This is a genomic window from Ruegeria sp. AG7, from assembly GCF_056541545.1.
This window is the reverse complement of sequence record NZ_JBQFYP010000001.1, coordinates 305209-324414: the sequence shown is the minus strand read 5'-3', so window position 1 is coordinate 324414 and position 19206 is coordinate 305209. Positions and strand designations below refer to the sequence as shown.

Annotated in this window: 21 protein-coding genes; 13 read left to right on the top strand and 8 right to left on the bottom strand. The window is 60.1% G+C overall.

Annotated elements, in window-relative coordinates; all coding sequences use genetic code 11:
• The first annotated feature begins 17 nt into the window (after positions 1 to 17).
• The 4 genes from ACR0BF_RS01645 to ACR0BF_RS01630 are packed head-to-tail and all read left to right on the top strand — an operon-like array spanning position 18 to position 4228.
• A complete protein-coding gene (locus tag ACR0BF_RS01645) occupies positions 18 to 2150 on the top strand; it encodes a RelA/SpoT family protein (protein WP_480473878.1) in 2133 nt (710 codons plus the stop codon).
• A 16-nt stretch (positions 2151 to 2166) separates the two neighbouring features.
• A complete protein-coding gene (locus ACR0BF_RS01640) occupies positions 2167 to 2859 on the top strand; it encodes a DUF2062 domain-containing protein (protein WP_480473877.1) in 693 nt (230 codons plus the stop codon).
• Positions 2859 to 3605, top strand: coding sequence for a pyridoxine 5'-phosphate synthase (locus tag ACR0BF_RS01635; protein ID WP_480483761.1), 747 nt, complete (start codon positions 2859 to 2861; stop codon positions 3603 to 3605). The genes ACR0BF_RS01640 and ACR0BF_RS01635 overlap by 1 nt, the downstream gene beginning before the upstream one ends.
• Positions 3602 to 4228 (top strand): LysE family translocator, encoded by a 627-nt coding sequence (locus tag ACR0BF_RS01630; protein WP_480519473.1) that lies wholly within the window; start codon positions 3602 to 3604, stop codon positions 4226 to 4228. Before ACR0BF_RS01635 ends, ACR0BF_RS01630 begins: the two co-directional genes overlap by 4 nt.
• A 38-nt stretch (positions 4229 to 4266) precedes the next feature.
• Here the strand turns inward: ACR0BF_RS01630 and ACR0BF_RS01625 are convergent, their stop codons facing one another.
• Positions 4267 to 5115, bottom strand: a complete 849-nt coding sequence (locus ACR0BF_RS01625) for a CE1 family esterase (protein ID WP_480624141.1) — start codon at positions 5113 to 5115, stop codon at positions 4267 to 4269.
• Between the two features lie 126 nt (positions 5116 to 5241).
• Between ACR0BF_RS01625 and acpS the strand changes: the two genes are divergently transcribed.
• The 4 genes from acpS to ACR0BF_RS01605 all read left to right on the top strand — a co-directional run bounded on the left by acpS (position 5242) and on the right by ACR0BF_RS01605 (position 7868).
• Positions 5242 to 5661, top strand: a complete 420-nt coding sequence (gene acpS / locus ACR0BF_RS01620; protein WP_209506227.1) for a holo-ACP synthase — start codon at positions 5242 to 5244, stop codon at positions 5659 to 5661.
• Positions 5662 to 5723: 62 nt separating this feature from the next.
• On the top strand, positions 5724 to 6563 hold the full coding sequence (gene lepB, locus ACR0BF_RS01615; protein ID WP_480624140.1) for a signal peptidase I: 840 nt from the start codon (positions 5724 to 5726) through the stop codon (positions 6561 to 6563).
• Entirely contained in the window at positions 6560 to 7237 is a 678-nt protein-coding gene (gene rnc, locus ACR0BF_RS01610; RefSeq protein ID WP_480473871.1) for a ribonuclease III, read from the top strand. Before lepB ends, rnc begins: the two co-directional genes overlap by 4 nt.
• 154 nt (positions 7238 to 7391) lie before the next feature.
• The gene (locus ACR0BF_RS01605; RefSeq protein WP_480473869.1) at positions 7392 to 7868 is read left to right on the top strand and encodes a hypothetical protein; all 477 of its coding nucleotides are present in this window, start codon (positions 7392 to 7394) and stop codon (positions 7866 to 7868) included.
• Positions 7869 to 7919: 51 nt separating this feature from the next.
• On the opposite strand, the gene ACR0BF_RS01600 is transcribed toward ACR0BF_RS01605, so the two are convergent.
• On the bottom strand, positions 7920 to 9302 hold the full coding sequence (locus tag ACR0BF_RS01600) for a multicopper oxidase family protein (RefSeq protein ID WP_480624139.1): 1383 nt from the start codon (positions 9300 to 9302) through the stop codon (positions 7920 to 7922).
• A 160-nt stretch (positions 9303 to 9462) separates the two neighbouring features.
• On the opposite strand from ACR0BF_RS01600, the gene era reads away from it, so the two are divergent.
• The 4 genes from era (at position 9463) to recO (ending at position 12251) form a co-directional block, all read left to right on the top strand.
• Positions 9463 to 10371, top strand: a complete 909-nt coding sequence (era, locus tag ACR0BF_RS01595; protein WP_480473866.1) for a GTPase Era — start codon at positions 9463 to 9465, stop codon at positions 10369 to 10371.
• On the top strand, positions 10368 to 10697 hold the full coding sequence (locus ACR0BF_RS01590; protein WP_209598772.1) for a DUF1491 family protein: 330 nt from the start codon (positions 10368 to 10370) through the stop codon (positions 10695 to 10697). The genes era and ACR0BF_RS01590 overlap by 4 nt, the downstream gene beginning before the upstream one ends.
• 90 nt (positions 10698 to 10787) lie before the next feature.
• A complete protein-coding gene (locus tag ACR0BF_RS01585; protein ID WP_480624138.1) occupies positions 10788 to 11327 on the top strand; it encodes a hypothetical protein in 540 nt (179 codons plus the stop codon).
• Positions 11328 to 11525: 198 nt separating this feature from the next.
• Positions 11526 to 12251 (top strand): DNA repair protein RecO, encoded by a 726-nt coding sequence (gene recO, locus ACR0BF_RS01580; RefSeq protein ID WP_267366372.1) that lies wholly within the window; start codon positions 11526 to 11528, stop codon positions 12249 to 12251.
• Here recO and ACR0BF_RS01575 read toward each other — a convergent pair.
• The 3 genes from ACR0BF_RS01575 to ACR0BF_RS01565 form a co-directional block, all read right to left on the bottom strand.
• Positions 12235 to 12627: an META domain-containing protein gene (locus ACR0BF_RS01575; protein WP_480507408.1), complete on the bottom strand. Its 393-nt coding sequence runs from the start codon at positions 12625 to 12627 to the stop codon at positions 12235 to 12237. The two genes, recO and ACR0BF_RS01575, sit on opposite strands and share 17 nt — an antisense overlap.
• 40 nt (positions 12628 to 12667) lie before the next feature.
• Positions 12668 to 13222 carry a hypothetical protein gene (locus ACR0BF_RS01570; RefSeq protein WP_480624137.1) on the bottom strand — a complete coding sequence of 185 codons (555 nt, stop codon included), beginning with the start codon at positions 13220 to 13222 and terminating at the stop codon, positions 12668 to 12670.
• Positions 13223 to 13474: 252 nt separating this feature from the next.
• On the bottom strand, positions 13475 to 15166 hold the full coding sequence (locus tag ACR0BF_RS01565; protein WP_480519489.1) for an acyl-CoA dehydrogenase family protein: 1692 nt from the start codon (positions 15164 to 15166) through the stop codon (positions 13475 to 13477).
• A 144-nt stretch (positions 15167 to 15310) separates the two neighbouring features.
• Between ACR0BF_RS01565 and ACR0BF_RS01560 the strand changes: the two genes are divergently transcribed.
• Positions 15311 to 16075, top strand: coding sequence for a sulfite exporter TauE/SafE family protein (locus tag ACR0BF_RS01560; RefSeq protein WP_480624136.1), 765 nt, complete (start codon positions 15311 to 15313; stop codon positions 16073 to 16075).
• Positions 16076 to 16079: 4 nt separating this feature from the next.
• Here the strand turns inward: ACR0BF_RS01560 and ACR0BF_RS01555 are convergent, their stop codons facing one another.
• The 3 genes from ACR0BF_RS01555 to ACR0BF_RS01545 form a co-directional block, all read right to left on the bottom strand.
• Positions 16080 to 16625 (bottom strand): hypothetical protein, encoded by a 546-nt coding sequence (locus tag ACR0BF_RS01555; RefSeq protein ID WP_480607897.1) that lies wholly within the window; start codon positions 16623 to 16625, stop codon positions 16080 to 16082.
• 33 nt (positions 16626 to 16658) lie between these two features.
• Positions 16659 to 17045 carry a hypothetical protein gene (locus ACR0BF_RS01550; protein WP_480473858.1) on the bottom strand — a complete coding sequence of 129 codons (387 nt, stop codon included), beginning with the start codon at positions 17043 to 17045 and terminating at the stop codon, positions 16659 to 16661.
• A gap of 282 nt (positions 17046 to 17327) precedes the next feature.
• The gene (locus ACR0BF_RS01545) at positions 17328 to 18926 is read right to left on the bottom strand and encodes a phosphoenolpyruvate carboxykinase (RefSeq protein ID WP_480624135.1); all 1599 of its coding nucleotides are present in this window, start codon (positions 18924 to 18926) and stop codon (positions 17328 to 17330) included.
• Positions 18927 to 19206 lie beyond the last annotated feature (280 nt).

Sequence of the window (19206 nt, the reverse complement as noted above, 5' to 3'; positions counted from 1 at the left end):
ACGAAGGTGCGGACCGGATGATTTCTGCTGACGATCTGATTGCGCTGGTCCGCAACTACAATCCCAAGACTAATGCCGAACGTCTCGCGCTGGCCTATGAGTTTGGCCAGCAGATGCACGCAGGGCAATTCCGCCACTCTGGCGAACCCTATTTTACCCACCCTGTTGCCGTTGCCGCCATCCTGACCGAACAGCGTCTGGATGATGCGACGATCATTACGGCTTTGCTGCATGACACGATAGAAGACACCAAGGCCAATTACGGCAAGGTGTCCGACCTGTTCGGTGATGAGGTCGCCAAGCTGGTCGATGGCGTCACCAAGCTGACCAACCTGCAACTGTCCAGCCGCGAAACCAAGCAGGCCGAGAATTTCCGCAAGCTATTCATGGCCATGTCCAAGGACCTGCGGGTCATTCTGGTCAAGCTGGCCGACCGTCTGCACAACATGCGCACCATCAAGGCGATGCGGCCCGAAAAGCAGGTTCAGAAAGCGCGCGAGACGATGGATATCTACGCGCCGCTTGCGGGCCGCATGGGGATGCAATGGATGCGCGAGGAGCTTGAAGACCTCGCGTTCCGCGTCCTGAACCCCGAAGGCCGCCAGTCGATCATCCGTCGCTTTATCACGCTGCAACGCGAAACCGGCGATGTGATCCACCGCATCACCGGCGACATGCGTCACGAGCTGGAAAAGGCAGGCATTGAGGCCGAAGTCTTCGGCCGCGCCAAGAAACCCTATTCGATCTGGCGCAAGATGCAGGAAAAGGATCAGGGCTTCTCGCGCCTCTCGGATATCTACGGGTTCCGCATCATCACGCAGACGGAAGAAGACTGCTATCGCACGCTTGGGGCCATCCATCAGCGCTGGCGCGCGGTGCCGGGGCGGTTCAAGGACTATATCAGCCAGCCGAAATCGAACGGCTACCGTTCAATCCATACCACGGTTTCAGGGCGCGACGGCAAACGGGTCGAGGTTCAGATCCGCACCCGCCAGATGCACGATGTGGCCGAAACCGGCGTTGCGGCGCACTGGTCCTACCGGGACGGGGTGCGCACGGAAAACCCCTTTGCCGTCGACCCGGCGAAATGGATATCCAACCTGACCGAGCAATTCGACAACGAGGATGATCACGAGGATTTTCTCGAAGCCGTCAAGCTCGAGATGTATTCGGACCAGGTCTTCTGCTTCACCCCCAAGGGCGACGTGGTGAAACTGCCGCGGGGTGCGACCCCGATCGATTTCGCCTATGCCATCCACACGCGGATCGGCCATGCCTGTGTGGGGGCCAAGGTCGATGGCATTCGCGTGCCGCTCTGGACGCGGATGAAGAACGGCCAGTCGGTCGATATCATCACCGCTGACGGGCAGACACCGCAGGTCACATGGCTTGAGATCGCTGTCACCGGCAAGGCCCGCACCGCCATCCGCCGCGCCCTGCGCGAGGTGGATCGCGAACGGTTCATCAAGCTGGGCAAGGAACTGGCGCGCTCGGGCTTTGACCATGTGGGGCGCAAGGCCACCGACAAGGCGCTTGATACCGCCGCCAAGCACCTGCGCCTGAAAGACCGGCATGAATTGCTGGCCCGTCTGGGCAGTGCCGAATTGACCGCTCATGAGGTGGTTCAGGCCGTTTATCCCGAACTGGCTCAGGATGACGGCGACGCCATTCCGCTGCGGCGCGCCGTGATCGGTCTTGAACCCGGCCAGAAATTCGACCGCGCGCCCTGCTGTCAGCCGCTGCCGGGCGAACGGATCGTCGGCATCACCTACCGGGGCAAGGGTGTTGTGGTGCACGCCATCGACTGCGACAAGCTCAGCCAATATGAAAGCGAACCGGAACGCTGGGTCGATCTGCACTGGCATTCGGGTACGCACCCGGCCGTCTATGGGGCGACACTGGATCTGACCATCGGCAACGATGCCGGGGTTCTGGGGCGCATTTGCACATTGATCGGCGAGAAAAAGGCCAATATCTCGAACCTGGAATTTGTGGACCGCAAACCGGATTTTTACCGCCTGCTGATCAATGTCGAACTGCGCGACCTTGAACAGTTGCATTCGCTGATGCTGATGCTTGAGGCTGAAAGCGACGTTGCGGCGGTCGAGCGTTATCGGGACCGGACCAAAACCGCGACCGCGGCTGGCTGAGAAGGGGTGATCACGGGTGGTATTCAAGCGCCGAGACCGACGCTCTCCTGTTCAGGTCGCTTCGGAACTCGTCTATCCGCGTGGCGGATGGACCCGCGCCTTCCACTATGTCAAACACCGTGTCCGCCGCCTGCCGGATTCCCCTGACCGGATTGCCCGCGGCATCGGGGCGGGCGTTTTCGCATCCTTTACGCCGTTTTATGGGCTGCACTTTCTGGTCGCCGCAATTGGTGCGCGGCTGATCAAGGGCAATATTCTGGCCGCGCTCAGCGGTACGTTCTTCGGCAACCCCCTGACCTATGTCCCGATTGGGGTGATCTGCCTGCAAACCGGGCATTTCTTGCTGGGCACCGAATATGAAGAAGGCGACACGCAGGGGCTGATGGGCAAGTTTGCCGACGCCATCGGCGACCTCAAGGACAATCTTCTTGCCCTGTTCACGGACCGCGTGGCCGACTGGCACGGGCTGGGTCAGTTCTACGATGACGTTTTCTATCCCTACATGATTGGCGGCATCATTCCCGGTATCGTGGCGGGCATCATCTGCTACTACCTCAGCCTGCCGCTGATCCTGACCTACCAGCTGCGCCGCCGCGCCAAGATCAAGGCAAAGTTTGAAGAAATCAAACGCCGGGCCGAAGAAACACCTGCCGGTCCCGCGCCAAGATCGCTAAGGTCGGGGCGAAAATCTGCAAAAGGAACCAAATGATGTCCGAAAGCCGTCTGCGTCTGGGTGTGAATATCGATCATGTCGCCACCGTGCGCAACGCGCGCGGCGGGGCCTATCCTGACCCGCTGCGCGCCGCCAAGCTGGCAGAGGAGGCCGGCGCCGACGGCATCACCGCGCATCTGCGCGAAGACCGCCGCCATATCTCGGACGCCGATATCGACGGGCTGATGGAGGTTCTGTCGGTGCCTCTGAACTTTGAAATGGCCGCCACCGAAGAGATGCAGAAAATCGCCCTGCGCCACAAACCGCACGCCGTCTGTATCGTTCCCGAAAAGCGCGAGGAACGCACCACCGAAGGCGGGCTCGAAGTCGCGCGCGAGGAAAACAAGCTGGCCCATTTCATCGCCCCCCTGCGCGAGGCCGGGTGCCGCGTGTCGATCTTCATCGCCGCGGATCAGCGTCAGATCGAGGCCGCGCACCGCATCGGTGCCGAGGTGATCGAACTGCACACCGGTGCCTATTGCGACGCCCATGCCGAAGGACGTATGGACGCCGCCGCGCGCGAGCTTGAATCGCTGCGCCAGATGTCCACCTTTGCCCATTCGCTGGGGCTCGAGGTCCATGCAGGCCATGGCCTGACCTATGACTCCGTAAAGCCGGTTGCCGCTTTCCCCGAGGTCATGGAATTGAACATCGGGCATTTCCTGATTGGTGAGGCGATCTTCCTGGGTCTCACCCCCGCCATTCGGGAGATGCGCCGCCTGATGGACGAGGCGCGCGCGTGATCACCTCCGGCTTTATCGCCATCTGGTTCGCCTGGCTCATGGCCGGGGGATCTCCGGGCCCGGCCACGATGGGCATTGCCGGAACCGCCATGACCGAAGGCCGCACCGCCGGGCTGGCCTTTGCCCTTGGCATCTGCGCTGGATCGGCCGCCTGGGGCATTGCCGCGGCGCTGGGCTTGTCGGCGGTCATGCTGGCCAATGTCTGGCTGTTCGAGGTGATCCGCTATGTCGGCGTGGCCTATCTGGGCTGGCTGGCGCTGAAGGCCCTGAAACGCGCGATGACCTCGGATGATGAGGTCGCCCTTGGTAAACCGGTCACCGGCACGCTGCCCACGGTTTTTGCCAAAGGCGCGGCGATCCACCTGACCAACCCCAAGGCAATCCTCAGCTGGGGGTCGATCTATGCCATCGTCGCGCCAAGCGATGCCAACCTGCCGATGCTGCTGGGCTATTTCGCCATGCTGTACGCAGGATCGCTGCTGATCTTCATCGGCTATGCGTTTTTGTTCTCATCCGCCCGCATGGTCCGCACCTACCGCCGCGCCCGCCGCTGGTTCGATTTCGCCTTTGCCGGGTTTTTTGGCCTGGCGAGTTACAAGATTTTGACGGTGCGGTTGTCGTAAAGCAGGCAAGTTGATTTCGGCAAATGCCGGTGGAGGCGCTAGGGCGCGCTCGAGATTTCCAGAAACCATTCCGCAACAGCATTTGCCCAACCGGGTTGCCTGCCGTGACCATGTGGCCCCAGCGACAGGGTGACAGAGCCGTCCAGACACTCGGTCCACTTCTTTCGCCAGGTTGCACCTTCTGTTGAAACGCTGTTCGCCATCTGCCCGCATCCATTGGTTCTGGTCAGAATTTCAATGGATTTCAAAACGCTACCCTGTTCGAAATCATAGTCCCCAAAGGTCACAAAACGCCCTTCCAGCGGGACGGTCCGGTCTGCAAATCCGTGGGAATGATGCATGTGAACTGGGCCGCTGCACCGCCGCCACATCGGCTCCCAAAAGGCCCCTGATGCCGAGGCATAGGCAAAGGCAAAGGAATGATCCGTGCAGGCCTTGTCCCAAACCAGTGATCCGCCGCGTGAATACCCCGCCAGCATAATGCGATCTGCGTTCAGGTCGAAACGGGCAATGGCGTCTTCCTTGATCTGCTCCAGCGCGGCCAGATCATCCCGCGGCCAGCGATAGCCATCATGCACCCCCCAATCCAGCGCCTTGGGATTTCCAATGTCGACCTGACCGTTCGGCGCGATAAAGGCGATGCCGCGGTCGGTAAAGGCCGCCGCGAGGCCGGAAAGATTTACGGCTGAATTCGCCGTTGCCCCATAGCCATGCAGATAGATAACAGCTGGCGGCTTGGGCGCGGCATCCGGCAGAACCACCCGATAGGACACCTCTCCAACCTGACAGGGGGTTTCCCCGGTTCCGCAATCCTGTGCAAAAGCGTGTAAAACGGTGCTTACGACAATGCCAGCCACCGCAATCGCCATGAACGGAATTTTCGACATTGCGTCCCCCGCACAAACGTAAAAATTGAACATTCCGGTAAAGTATATCACGGAATGCGGCAACCAACCGCTTGCGTGTGGTCATCAATTGCCGTTGATTGGCCCGACCAGAGAAATGAGAGCCATATGATCCTCGGCATCGGCACAGACCTTGCAAACATCGACCGCATTCAGGGTACGCTCGACCGGTTCGGCGACCGGTTCCGCAACCGTGTCTTTACTGACACCGAACAGCGCAAGGCCGAACGCCGCGCGGATACCGCAGGCACTTATGCCAAACGCTGGGCCGCGAAAGAGGCATGTTCCAAGGCGCTCGGCACCGGCCTGCGCATGGGCATTTCGTGGAAAGACATGGCCGTCACCAACCTGCGCACCGGGCAGCCGGTGATGCATGTCACCGGCTGGGCCGCCGAACGCCTGAACGAACTGACCCCCGCAGGTCACGAGGCGATCATCCACGTCACCCTGACCGATGACCACCCCTGGGCACAGGCCTTTGTCGTGATCGAGGCGCGCCCCCTGCAAGATCACGTCACACAGCCTTGACTTGACCCCATCCCCCCCGCATGTAGCAGCGAAGCCAAGCACAGAGAACTGGAGAGAGCAGTATGGCCGAGGAAGCCAAAACCGGAAGCGGCGTCTGGGAAACGATCAAGACCATCGTCTATGCCCTGCTGATCGCGGGCGTGTTCCGGACCCTCTTCTTTCAACCGTTCTGGATTCCGTCCGGTTCGATGAAGCAGACGCTGCTGATCGGCGATTTCCTCTTCGTCAACAAGATGGCCTACGGCTATTCCTACGCCTCATGTCCCAGCCTGATCATCCCCAGTGTCGGCCTGAATATCGACGCCGAAGATCTCTGTGGCTGGATGCAGGGCGACGACGGAAGCCGCATCTGGGGCGGCGATCCCGTGCGCGGCGACGTCATTGTCTTCCGCCACCCGGTCAGCGGGCGTGACTATATCAAGCGCCTGATCGGCCTGCCGGGTGACCGCATTCAGGTCCGCGAGGGGCAGATCATCCTCAACGGCACACCGGTTCCGCAACAGCCTGACGGCATATTCACCGAAATCGCCGAACCACAGGGCCCGCAACGACTGCGCCCACGCTGTGAAAACGGCCCCGTCGGTGTTGGCGGCGCCTGTGAAAAGTCGCGCCTGATCGAAACCCTGCCCAACGGCGTCACCTATTACGTGCTGAATATCGGCAATCAGGGCTCGGACAATACCGGCATCTATACAGTGCCCGAGGGCCACTATTTCTTCATGGGCGACAACCGCGACAACTCTGCTGACAGCCGCCTGCCGCAATCCGCTGGCGGGGTTGGCTATGTGCCCTACGAAAACCTGATCGGCCGTGCCGACCGGATCATGTTCTCGTCCGCCGGGCGGTCCATGCTGTTCTTCTGGACCTGGCGTGGGGATCGGTTCTTCAAGGCTGTGAATTGAAGCTCTCAGCCGAGATAAAGGCCTTCCAGCAGCGTTTGGGGTATGAATTTGCCAACCCCGAGCTGCTGGTGCGTGCGCTGACCCACGGCTCGGTCTCATCGTCGACCCGGCCCGACAATCAGCGGCTTGAATTTCTGGGCGACCGGGTGCTGGGTCTTGTCATGGCCACCGCGCTGCTTGAGGCCGACAAGAAAGCCTCCGAAGGCCAGCTTGCGCCCCGGTTCAACGCTCTGGTCCGCAAAGAGGCCTGCGCAGATGTCGCCCGCCAGATCGATCTGGGGGCGGTGCTGAAACTGGGCCGGTCCGAGATGCTCTCGGGTGGGCGCCGCAAACAGGCGCTGCTGGGCGACGCGATGGAGGCGGTGATTGCCGCCATCTACCGCGACGCCGGGTTCGAAGCCGCCCGCGATGTCATCCTCGCCCTCTGGGGCGACCGCATCCACAAGGTCGAGGCCGACGCCCGCGACGCCAAAACCGCGCTTCAGGAATGGGCGCAGGCGCGCGGCCAGAAACCACCCAGCTATGTCGAGGTCAAACGCAGCGGCCCCGACCACGCCCCCGTCTTCACAATCGCCGCCCGCCTTCAGGACGGAACCGAGGCACAAGCCACCGCAGGCTCCAAGCGCCAGGCCGAACAGGCGGCCGCCAAGGCGTTGCTGGATCGGGTCAGCTGATCGGTGCTGCCGCCCGGCCTGTCACAAGTTTCAATCAAACTTGAAGACTATAGCCGCCACGACCCGAGATATGTATCTGGGTGTTAACTGCTTTGGCATCAGTCTGACTGCGACAGGTCAAAGCACTTGAGAAACAACGGATAAAGGCAATCCAATGCAACGTGCAAAACTCTCGCTCGTCAATATCGGCTTTCTGTTCATTGCCGGGTTTGTGGCAACCATGGCCTTCGATTTCTGGGGGCAGGTCGTCAGCCCAGGCATCGGCTGGGCCAACCTGTCACCCGAAGGTCTGGCGCAGAGTTTGCTGTCCAGTCTGGGCCTTCCCAGCAACGCTTTTCTGGGTTTCTTCGTGCATTTCTACATTGTCGGCCTGATTGCCTATCCTTTGGGCTGGTTCCTTGTTTTCCAGCCAATCTGGGTCAAGGTTCTGGGCCCGGTCCACATGTTTGTTGCCTCGGCAATCTATGGTTTCGGTCTGTGGGTATTTGCTATCGGAGGTGTCACGACCTTTGCAGGTCTGCCGCCGTTCCTGAACTTTGTCGGCATCACATGGGTCGCGCTGATCGGACACGTTTTGTACGGCATCGTGTTTGTGGCCGTGCTGAACCCCATCCTGCGCCGTCACCCGTGATCTGATCCGTTCAACCCGCCGGTCCGGTGTCGGGCCGACGGGTTTCATCGTTCAAACCACCCGGATGAACCCGGTCAGCCCGGTTTTCTGATGTTCGATCACATGGCAATGAAACGCCCAGTCGCCGGGGTTGTCCGCCACCAGCGCTATATCCGCCACCTCATCCTTCAACAGCAGCATCGTGTCCGTCATCAGTGGTGGCAGGGTGCGCAGGTTGGATCGCAGCGGCACGAAGGCCAGCCCGTGCAGGTGGATCGGATGCAGGTTGGGCGACTCGTTGCGCAACCGCAGGACATAGCTTTTGCCCTGTTCCAATACCGCCAGCGGCCCGGTGCCCTGCGCCGCATCGCCCGGCCAGGGTTTGCGGTTGATCGACCAGAAACTATACCCCAGCGTGCCGCAGAACCCGTCATTCGGGGCACCGCCCTCCGGCGTCCAGCCAAAGACGAACTCATGCAAATCCGCACGGTCCGGATCGGGGCGCGCAACGGGATTTGCACGCAGCGGGCGCAGCTCTCTCAGATCGCGCGCCGCTGATGTGCCAGTCGCCCGCAAGCGCGCCATGGCGCGGTGCGGCTGGCCGGGAAACTTGGCCATCAGGTCCGCCGTCTGCCCTTCGCCCTCGGGCATCCGGACGGCAAAATCCACCCGCTGACCGGGGCCCAGCAACAGCGGTTCATCCGCCGTTGGCACCGGCAGGTCGATCTCGACCGGATGCCCGTCCCACGCGATGATCCGGGTCTCGGCCCCCTCGGGATGCAGCTTATAGATGCGGGTCGTGTCCGTGTTGACCACCCGCAGCCGCACCAGACTGCCCGCCGCATGCTCATAGACCGCCGCGCTCTGCCAGTTGGCGGTCTGCACTGTACCAAACGTGCCCGCCCGCGCCGCACCCCGCGCCGTATAGGCAGGCAGGAACGCGTCATCCTCGTCCAGACGGAAATCCCGCAGATTGATCACCTGTTCGCTGTCGAACCCCTGCTCTTCCGGCTCGGCAATCACCATCACGCCGGTCAGCCCGCGCGCCATCTGCTCCATCGTCATGCAATGGGGGTGGTACCAGTAGGTCCCCGCATCCGGTGGCGTGAACTCATAGGTAAAGCGCTCACCCTCGCCGATGGGCATCTGGGTCAGGTAAGGCACCCCGTCCATCTCGTTGCGAATGCGCAGCCCGTGCCAGTGCATCGAAGTGTAATCCGGCAGCGTATTGCGCACACTCAGCCGCATAGGCTCGCCCTGTCGCCCAAACAGAACCGGCGGCGGCGCATCGGGCGAGAGGCTGACCATCCCCGCGGTAAGCTGTTCTCGCAGCCGGTAACTGGCGGGTTGCAGCACCAGTTCCTGTGCTGCATCACCTGCCGCCAGCGACCATCCGCCCAACCCAAACGCACCTGCGGCGGCGCCGCTTCCAAGAAGAAACTCGCGACGTTTCATGACAACCTCATTGAAAGGATTTGCGGCCGGGCTGGAACTGGCTGGGCACCTGCGCCTGTCCTGCCACCGCAGACGCAGGGCTGCAATGCGACAAATCCCTCTGGCCCGCCGCCCCTTTCTGCTATAGGGGGGCGCAGTTGCAGACAGGATTGCCAGACACATGACCACACGCGCCGGATTTATCGCCCTGATCGGAGAGCCCAACGCAGGCAAATCCACCCTCCTGAACCGCATGGTCGGGGCCAAGGTCTCGATCGTGACCCATAAGGTGCAGACCACACGCGCCCGTATCCGGGGCGTTGCGATGGAAGGCGATGCGCAACTGGTGTTTGTGGACACGCCGGGTCTGTTCAAACCGCGTCGCCGTCTGGACCGTGCCATGGTCGCCGCCGCCTGGGGCGGGGCCGCCGATGCCGATATCGTCGTGCTGATGGTCGAGGCCCATCGCGGCATCACCGAAGGGGTTGAACGCATCCTCGAAGGGCTGGCCGAGATCGGGCAGGGCCGCACCATCGCGCTCGCCATCAACAAGATCGACAAGGTGCCGTCCGAGAAACTGCTGGCCCTGACCAGCGACCTGAACGCGCGCTACCCCTTTGCCGAAACTTTCATGATCTCGGCCGAAAAAGGCCACGGCGTCGACGACCTGCGCAAATGGCTGGCGGGCGAATTGCCCGAAGGCCCGTGGTTGTATCCCGAAGATCAGATCGCCGATCTGCCCCTGCGCATGATCGCCGCTGAAATGACGCGCGAGAAGCTGACCCTGCGCCTGCATCAGGAACTGCCCTACCAACTGACGGTCGAGACCGAAAACTGGGAAGAACGCAAGGACGGCTCGGCCAGAATCGATCAGGTCATCTATGTCATGCGCGACGGTCACAAGGGCATCGTTCTGGGCAAGAAGGGCGAGACGATCAAGGCGGTCAGTCAGGCCGCGCGGGCGGAACTGGAAGAATTCCTCGACCGCAAGATCCACCTGTTCCTGCAAGTGAAAGTCCGGCCCAACTGGCTTGAGGAATCCGAGCGCTATTCGGAAATGGGTCTGGATTTCAAAGACGGCAACGCATGACCCGCCTGACCGCCGATTTCTGGGTTCACGCCTATCTGGCGCGGCTCCGGTTTCAGGAAATCCCCGCCTTTGTTGTGGCCCATGGCGACGACACCGCGGGCGCGGTTCTGGTCAAGCTCAACACGCTCGACGGGCAGGCCACCGCCTTTCAACGCAGCTTTGATCTGATGAGCGGCGAACGCACATGGGTCGAACTTTCCTCTGGCCCCGAGGGCGACGTGGATCATGCCATCCAGCGCCAGCGCAGCTTTGACCCCGACCTCTGGGTGATCGAGGTTGAAGACCGGCAAGGCCGACACCTGCTGGGCGAAGAGGGGCTGGAGTAGCGGGCCAGACGCATGTCGGCTTTGAGGCCAGAGCGGACTTAAGCGACGGCATGTGCTATACTATCGTGGTTGAATCAGGGGAGGGCGAATGTGAATAGACTGCTGCCCGCTATCGCGAAAATTACTGTTATTCTGACACTTGGCACGTCGGTAACTTCAGCGCAGGACACTTCTGGTGAGCGCGCCGAAATGATACGGACTCAAAATGCGCTCCGGCTTTTTCGCGAAGCGGAACATGATAGTCGTCACCTGCATTTCTTGATGACAACGGCAATAATTTCATTTGAAGGCGGATGGATGGCCAGAGAAATCGCAGTGGGCCTGTCATACGCTGAAAACCTCAGAGAGGTTGCCAAAAACCAGTATTTGCCGAAGGCAAACCGGCTTCTCGCACGACTTCAATCGAACAAAGACCTTAGCGACGAGGAAAAGGCAAGGATGGCCGATAACGCGCAGCAGATGCTGGGTCTTATTGCCTTGTCCAAGGCCATAGCGGATCTACTTGACGACGGTGACGGTGGCGCTGCCCACACGCTGTTCCACGAAGAGGCGTTTCCTGTTTTCAAATCAATCTGGGCAACAAACCATACGCTAATAAGCAATGCCGAAAGGCGGTTTCCCCGTCGGTGAAACGCTGTTGACTCAGGTGACAAATCCCATCGTGTCGCATTTAACGGTGTCCGGGTTGTCCGCATAAATGCCCAGTCCCCTGCCGTCGGACCAAGCGTTTCACCTATCTTTCCGCGTTTGATGCGCAAAACCATTGCAGAACGGAACCCTTCACGATTTTCTGGGAACACCACAACTTATCACGGACAGGACCCCGAATTGGACTGGCGCGATCACGGCATCCTACTGACCTCTCGCCGCCACGGCGAAACCTCGGCGATTATCGAGGTCTTTACCGAATCCCACGGGCGTCATGCCGGTGTGGTGCGGGGCGGGACCAGCCGCAAGATCGCACCCATCCTGCAACCCGGCGCGCAGCTGGACGTGCTGTGGCGCGCGCGGCTGGAAGAACATATCGGCACCTTTCAGGTCGAACCCCTGCGCTCGCGCGCGGCGGCGGCGTTTTCCGGGCGGCTGGCCCTGTCCGGGCTGAACGCCGTCGTGTCGCTTTTGTCCTTCTGCCTGCCCGAACGGGAGGCGCACCCGGCGCTCTATACCCGGACCGAGCGGTTGATGGACCTGTTGGGACAGGATGAGATCTGGCCGCTGGCCTACCTGCGATGGGAACTGGCGCTGCTGGACGAGCTTGGCTTTGGCCTTGATCTGACCGCCTGCGCCGCGACCGGCACGACCGAGGGGCTGGTCTATGTGTCGCCCAAGACCGGGCGCGCTGTCAGTGTCAAAGGAGCGGGGGAATGGGCAGACAAGCTGTTGCCGCTGCCGCCCTGCCTGCGGGGTGAAGGCACCGCGCCGGATGCCGAGATTGCCGAAGCTTTGCGCACAACCGGATATTTCCTGAACCACCGCGTCGCCCCCGCGCTGGGGCATAACCCACTGCCCGAGGCGCGCGCGCGGTTCGTGGATCAGGTCACTCGGCGGCTGTGAACACCATCTCGTGCCCGTCCTCATTGCGCAAGATCAGCACATCACCCGACACTTCGGATTGGGTCATGGCCAAAAGGGCGGCGAAATAGACCCCTTCGGCCTCAAGCCCGGCGCAGGCGGCCCGCGTTGCTCTCAGGTCCTGAATTTCGAACCACGGGTAGGGCGCGTTCAGCGTGCCGTCATAGCTGTTGCAGGGGGCATTTCCGGTTATCCTGCCCTCTTCTGGGAACCGCAGCAGGGCGCTGGCGGCAAAGGGCTGTCCGTCGATTTCCTGCAGCGCCCATGTCCGGTCTGCTGCGCCATAGGCGGCAACGGATTCATCCCTGTCGCATTGAAACAGGGCCATCAAAGGCAGGGTCAGGATCAGGCGTGTCATGGCAGGGTTCTAGCGTATCAGCCGTATCTGCGGAACCGGGTCAGTAGGGCAAAGACCCGTTCAGAAGCCGCTCGCGCACTTCCAGCCGGGGTGCCCAGTTGTATCGCGTATCCTCGCGCACCGGCGCCCAGAACAAGGCACCGCTGTTGCGCCAGGGGTCCAGGATAATGCCATCATACATCGTGTCCCCCTTGGCGCTGATCGATGCCGAATGGTGGATGATGCGAAACGGGGTCGGCGGTGACGTGGCCCAGTGCAGATCCAGCGTCCGGAAATTCTCCTGCCGCAGGCGTTTGGTCATCGCTTCGGCCCAGTCATTGCACAGGCCCTTTTCGCGGAACCCGTTGATGATCTTGGCGTTGTGGATGATCGCCGGGTCGGTGACATTCCAGTCCTGCTTCAGCTGCTGCGAATAGGCATAGGCAATCGTGGCCGCTTGCTGTGCCTCGGCCGGATCGACCTCCGCCCCAAGCCCCCGGATCGATTGCGCCAGCGCGTCCACATCACTCCGGCTCACCGTCGGCTGCGAGGTGGTGCAAGCCGCCAGAGCAAGAGCCGCAAGAACAGCACACATAGCAAGGAAAGGTCGGGTCATGCGTTATCCCAAAAGTTAATTGCGACGTCTCGTGTTCGGCTGATGCTCTACCGGTGAAAGGGGTGGGATCAAAGGGGGAAGTTTTGAAACACGTGGGTCATTTGTGACCGTCACGCGGGCCACGAGGGGCGATGGTTTGCTTTGTACAAAACGTACTCTGCATGGTTCGGACCGCGTACAGATTGTACAAAACAGGAAAAAGACCCGGCGCAAGCGCCGGGCCAGTCGGGGAAACAGGACTGCCGGAATGGGTCACCCGAGCAGACGTCGTGCGATGACCTGTGCCTGAATTTCAGCAGCCCCTTCGAAAATGTTAAGGATACGCGCGTCACACAGAACGCGGCTGATCTTGTATTCCAGCGCAAAGCCGTTGCCGCCATGAATCTGCAACCCGTTGTCCGCCGCAGCCCAGGCCACACGCGCACCAAGCAGCTTGGCCATACCGGCCTCAAGGTCACAGCGCTGGCCGTGATCTTTTTCCCATGCGCTGAAATAGGTCAGCTGACGCGCGATCATGATCTCGACCGCCATCATCGCCAGCTTGCCGGCCACGCGCGGGAAATTGATCAGGGATTTTCCGAACTGCTTGCGGTCGATCGCATATTGCATGGCGATGTCCAGCGCACACTGTGCAACGCCGATGGCGCGGGCGGCGGTCTGGATGCGCGCACTTTCGAAGGTTTCCATCAACTGCTTGAAACCTTTACCTTCTTCTCCGCCCAGCAGGTTCTCACCCTTGACATGGAAGCCGTCAAAACCCAGCTCGTATTCCTTCATGCCGCGATAGCCCAGAACCTCGATCTCGCCACCGGTCATGCCGGGGGTGGGAAAGGGATTCTCGTCAGTGCCCGGTGTCTTTTCCGCCAGGAACATGGACAGGCCGCGGTGGTCGGTGCTGTCGGGGTTGGTCCGAGCCAGCAGGGTCATCACATGGGTCCGCGCGGCGTGGGTGATCCAGGTCTTGTTGCCGGTTATCTTGTAATCGCCATTCGCGTCCTTGACCGCGCGCGTGCGCAGGCTGCCAAGGTCTGAACCGGTGTTAGGTTCCGTGAAAACGGCAGTCGGCAGGATCTCGGCACTGGCAATCTTTGGCAGCCACTGTGCCTTTTGCGCGTCGGTGCCGCCTGCGATGATCAACTCGGCCGCAATCTCGGATCGGGTACCCAGCGAACCAACGCCGATATAGCCGCGCGACAGTTCCTCGGACACCACGCACATTGATGCTTTGGACAGACCGAACCCACCGAATTCCTCGGGGATGGTCAGGCCGAAAACACCCATTTCCGCCAGTTCTTCAATGATTTCCAGCGGAATCAGTTCATCCTTCAGGTGCCAGTCATGCGCGTTTGGTTCAACCTTTTCCTGCGCGTAGCGGCGGAACTGGTCCCGGATCATCTCAAGCTCTTCATCCAGACCAGACGCGCCGAACATCGTAGCTCCGGCCTGATCCTGCATCAGCGCAACCAGACGGCTGCGTGCGGCCTGAGAATTGGCCCGTGCCATCAGGGTCTGCACTTCGGTTGACTGAAAGCCCGACAGCGCGTCCCAGCCAAGGCCCATATCCTGAAGACGCACCACCTCGCCCTGGTTCATCGGAATACCGCCCGCTACCTGGTGCAGATATTCGCCAAACGCGATCTGGTGCAGCAACTGCTCGATCTCACCAAATTTGCCATCGGCTTGCAGCGCTTCTGCCCAGCGCTGCATCTGTTGCAGCGACTGCGAATATGTCGCCAGCCAGGCCAGACCATGCGCAGCGGTCTGATTTGCTTCGATCAATGCGCCAGAGACCCGGCCTTCAGCGGTCACCATGCCACGCACGGATGCGCGGGCTTTTTCAAAAACGGCGTCCACAGCAGGCACGGCGGCTCGCGTCAAATCCAGAAGATCGGGCAATACTGCATCAGTTGTCATTTGGGTCATATCCTGTCCGTCATGGGCCATGAATCGCGTCCTTTCCTCGGTCGTCTGGTCATATCATGCTGCACGTGCAGCGCAACAAAAATACTAATTATGCCGTTAAAAAGTTCAAAAATTACCTGAACATTTTTGCAATGCAGAAGAAAATCCAGATGATATCTAGAGGGCATGGACCTGTTTTCCCTTCTGTCGCCGCAAGAGCTGTTACTTGCCATCGCCGTTGCCTTTGCCGCCGGGTGGGTCAAGGGCATGGTTGGATTTGCCATGCCCATGGTGTTTGTATCTGGCCTGAATTCGTTTCTGCCGCCGGATCTGACCTTGGCGGGGCTGATCCTGCCGACCCTTGTCACCAATGGCGTTCAGGCTTTTCGCGGGGGCGCCAGCGCCGCACTCAGCTCTATTCGCCGGTTTCGGGTGTTCCTGGTGGTTGGCGGTATTTTCCTGGTGCTGAGCGCACAGCTGGTCAAGCTGGTGCCCGGCTCGGTCTTCCTGCTGCTGATCGGCGCGTTCGTGTCCTTCTTCGCCCTTGTGCAGGTTCTGGGCGTCAGGCTGGTGCTAAATCATCCATCAACCGGTGTTGAGGCCGTTGTTGGCGGTGTCGCCGGGTTCGTGGGTGGCATGTCGGGCATTTGGGGTCCCCCCACAGTTGCATATCTGACGGCCTTGAATACCCCGAAGAAAGAGCAGATCCGAATTCAGGGTGTCATCTATGGATTGGGGGCGGTCATGCTGCTGGCCGCGCATGTCTGGTCCGGTTTTCTGCGCGTGCAAACGGTTCCGTTTTCAGTAATCCTGATCGTTCCTGCCATGCTAGGGATGTGGGTCGGATTGAAACTGCAGGATCGCATCGATCAGGCCAGCTTTCGCAAGGCCACGCTGTTCGTTTTGCTGTTGGCGGGCTTGAACCTGCTGCGGCGTGGCCTGATGGGCTGAAGCTCTAGTCCGGTCGCCTGTCTGCAAACCGGAACGCGAAATACAGACCCAGCATCAGAAAGAACAGGCCCGAAATGTCGCCGATCAGGAACGCGATGTACTCAACCGTTGCACTGCCAAAGACCAGATTGGTCAGGCCAGAGACCAGAAAGGATGTGGCTATGCCCACGCCCATAACGCAAACCCAGCAGGGTTTGCGGTTCGGGTTGGGGAACAGGTCCCATCCGACAGCCTTCAGCAGATAGAAAACCGCAGGAACCGTCAGGACGGCGATAGCAATTGCCAGCAGGCGGGTGGGCAGGAAAACATCCGTTCCCGCCAGATAGGCAAAGACGATGAACACACCCGGCAGCATTGCAAATATTGCGCGCCACCCCAACAGCCAGGCCGACAGAACCCGTACGCCATGCGGCAAAAACAGCAGGCTCGCCCGGCTTGGGTATTCCGGAAAAAACACGTTCTGCATTGGCATCAGCACAGCGAAGGTCAGTATCGACGCCAGAACATAAGCCAGTGAAGCCGCAAGGGTGTCAGTCGCCCAGCCGCGCATCGCGATCACATCACCGTGCACGCACGGGGCGCGTCATCTGGGGGCATGAACGATGTACCGCCCGCGATTGGCGCTGCCACTTTGTGAAAGATAGCCTTTTTCGACCAGCGATTTCAGCGCGCGAAAAAACGTTGGGCGCGAAATGCTTTGGACCAGCGTATGCTCGATCAACCCGAACGTACGCACTTCCTGAGTGGATTTTGAAAGCTCTTCCGCGGCGTAATAGATGTCGCGCTCAACAGGAGATAGTTTTTCCAGCCCAAGCGTCCGCTCCATGCTTTGCATCAATTTGCGTAGTTCGGTGAGTTTCGAGATTTCCGTCATGGTGTTACCTGTAGTTTTCTGTGCCAACCGCCGCCTGTCCGCGACCATTTGAACCACACTGATCGCAATACCAACCAGCCAGTCCCATGTTGACACTCATCCCCGTTTACTTAGACTGGAAGCCTGATTAGGTTGCTCAATCCAGCGTTGTGAGTGTGCGCATATGAGCTTCCACAAAGTCCTTTCAGTCAGTGCCCGGCGCGAATGTGCCGGGCTTTTTCGTCTCAACAGTAACTAGGCCTAGCGCAGATCGCACTTTGAAACAACGCACTTGTATGTGCATTTAATGACATACAGCTATAAGATGAGTATTTAGCGGACGGCTAAAGAAGCTGCGGATTGGCAAAAAGAAAGGGGCTCAGCGGCCCCTTTTTTCGTTTATCCGATTGCGACGGCTTTGATGTCGTCATCAATGAATGGCAGATACTGCTCGAAGTTTTCGGCAAACATCTGCACCAGTTTCTCGGCCTGCTTGTCGAATGCGGCCTGATCATCCCAGGTCCGACGTGGGTCAAGCAGAACTTCGGGGACACCCGGGACAGAGACGGGAACGTCAAAGCCGAAATTGGCGTCCTTGCGGAACTCGGCGTCGCGCAGCGAACCATCCAGCGCTGCGGTCAGCAGGGCACGGGTGGCCTTGATCGGCATCCGGCTGCCGATACCATAGGCGCCACCGGTCCAGCCTGTGTTGACCAGCCAACAGGTCGCGCCGTGTTGGGCGATCTTGTCGCGCAGCAGGTTTCCGTAGACTTCCGGGCGGCGCGGCATGAACGGCGCACCAAAGCAGGTCGAGAAGGTGGGTTGCGGTTCGGTAACGCCACGCTCGGTCCCGGCCACCTTTGACGTGAAGCCCGACAGGAAGTGATACATTGCCTGCGCAGGCGTCAGCCGCGCGATCGGAGGCAGTACACCAAAGGCATCGCAGGTCAGCATAATGATGTTTTTCGGATGCCCACCCAGCGCGCTTTTGGATGCGTTCGAAATATACTCAAGCGGATAGGCGCAACGCATGTTCGCGGTCAGGGAGTCGTCGTCGAAATCCAGTTCCTTGGTCTCAGGGTCAAAGACCATGTTTTCGATCACGGTGCCGAATTTCGAGGTGGTCGCGTAAATCTCCGGCTCGGCTTCGGCGTTCAGGTTGATGGTCTTGGCATAGCAGCCGCCCTCGAAGTTGAAGGTGCCCCGATCCGACCAGCCGTGCTCGTCATCCCCGATCAGCGTGCGCGACGGATCGGCGGACAGGGTTGTCTTGCCAGTGCCGGACAGGCCAAAGAACACGGCGGTGTCGACCGCGTTGCCGACAGCATGGTTGGCCGAGCAGTGCATCGGCATCACACCCTTTTCGGGCAGCATGTAGTTCAGCAGGGTGAATACGGATTTCTTATTTTCACCTGCATATTCGGTGCCGCCGATCAGGATCAGCTTGCGGTCGAAGTTCAGCGCGATCACCGTTTCGCCGCGGCAGTTATGTTTGGCCGGGTCAGCCTTGAAGCTAGGGCAGTTGATGATGGTGAAGTCTGCGGTGAACTCGTCCAGATCCTCGCGGTCGGGACGGCGCAACAGGTGGCGGATGAACAGGTTGTGCCAGGCAAGCTCGGTCACCATGCGCACGTTGATTGCGTAGGTTGGATCGGCGCCCCCGACGAGGTCCTGCACGAAATAGTCACGGCCTTTCATATGCGCCAGCATGTCTTGGTAGAGGGCGTCAAATCCCTCGGAGCTCATCTCGGCATTGTTTTCCCACCAGATGGTGTCGGCCACGCTGCTGGTTTTAACGACATGCTTGTCCTTGGGCGAGCGACCGGTGAACTTGCCAGTGGTGACCAGAAAGGCACCGCCATTTCCAAGTGTACCTTCGCCGCGCTTCAACGCTTCTTCGATCAGCGCCGGTTCCATGAAGTTATAATAGACATTGCCCAGACCCTCGATGCCCTGATCCTCGAGGCGGAATTGCGGGTTAACCCGTCCAGATGTCATGTGTGTCTTCTCCTGTGGCGGCGCCGGGGCTTTGGGCCCTGAGGCGCCTTTGGGGCAGTGTACCGGGAAAACCGGCGGCTGAGCGCGTCTTATCATGGTCGTTCAGGACATGAACAGGCGGGTTTGACGCAGTTAGCGCAACCAAGCTCGGGTTTAGCGCCATCACAAATTCAATGACCGAGAACCGGGCATATTTTTGCGGGCATAAAGGCAAATTTGCCGCAGACCTGCCGCAACAAAGGCACGATTCGCAGTTACGGATTGATTCGGCGTCTTAAAA

Excerpts from the sequence above, each read along its gene's own strand:
- lepB (WP_480624140.1), top strand. The coding sequence starts at position 5,724 with ATGGCCGAGGAAGCCAAAACCGGAAGCGGCGTCTGGGAAACGATCAAG.
- ACR0BF_RS01605 (WP_480473869.1), top strand. The coding sequence starts at position 7,392 with ATGCAACGTGCAAAACTCTCGCTCGTCAATATCGGCTTTCTGTTCATT.
- ACR0BF_RS01545 (WP_480624135.1), bottom strand. The coding sequence starts at position 18,926 with ATGACATCTGGACGGGTTAACCCGCAATTCCGCCTCGAGGATCAGGGC.
- era (WP_480473866.1), top strand. The coding sequence starts at position 9,463 with ATGACCACACGCGCCGGATTTATCGCCCTGATCGGAGAGCCCAACGCA.
- ACR0BF_RS01560 (WP_480624136.1), top strand. The coding sequence starts at position 15,311 with ATGGACCTGTTTTCCCTTCTGTCGCCGCAAGAGCTGTTACTTGCCATC.
- ACR0BF_RS01570 (WP_480624137.1), bottom strand. The coding sequence starts at position 13,222 with ATGACCCGACCTTTCCTTGCTATGTGTGCTGTTCTTGCGGCTCTTGCT.
- ACR0BF_RS01625 (WP_480624141.1), bottom strand. The coding sequence starts at position 5,115 with ATGTCGAAAATTCCGTTCATGGCGATTGCGGTGGCTGGCATTGTCGTA.
- acpS (WP_209506227.1), top strand. The coding sequence starts at position 5,242 with ATGATCCTCGGCATCGGCACAGACCTTGCAAACATCGACCGCATTCAG.
- ACR0BF_RS01635 (WP_480483761.1), top strand. The coding sequence starts at position 2,859 with ATGTCCGAAAGCCGTCTGCGTCTGGGTGTGAATATCGATCATGTCGCC.
- ACR0BF_RS01600 (WP_480624139.1), bottom strand. The coding sequence starts at position 9,302 with ATGAAACGTCGCGAGTTTCTTCTTGGAAGCGGCGCCGCCGCAGGTGCG.
- ACR0BF_RS01645 (WP_480473878.1), top strand. The coding sequence starts at position 18 with ATGATTTCTGCTGACGATCTGATTGCGCTGGTCCGCAACTACAATCCC.
- ACR0BF_RS01575 (WP_480507408.1), bottom strand. The coding sequence starts at position 12,627 with ATGACACGCCTGATCCTGACCCTGCCTTTGATGGCCCTGTTTCAATGC.
- ACR0BF_RS01555 (WP_480607897.1), bottom strand. The coding sequence starts at position 16,625 with ATGCGCGGCTGGGCGACTGACACCCTTGCGGCTTCACTGGCTTATGTT.
- ACR0BF_RS01590 (WP_209598772.1), top strand. The coding sequence starts at position 10,368 with ATGACCCGCCTGACCGCCGATTTCTGGGTTCACGCCTATCTGGCGCGG.
- ACR0BF_RS01565 (WP_480519489.1), bottom strand. The coding sequence starts at position 15,166 with ATGGCCCATGACGGACAGGATATGACCCAAATGACAACTGATGCAGTA.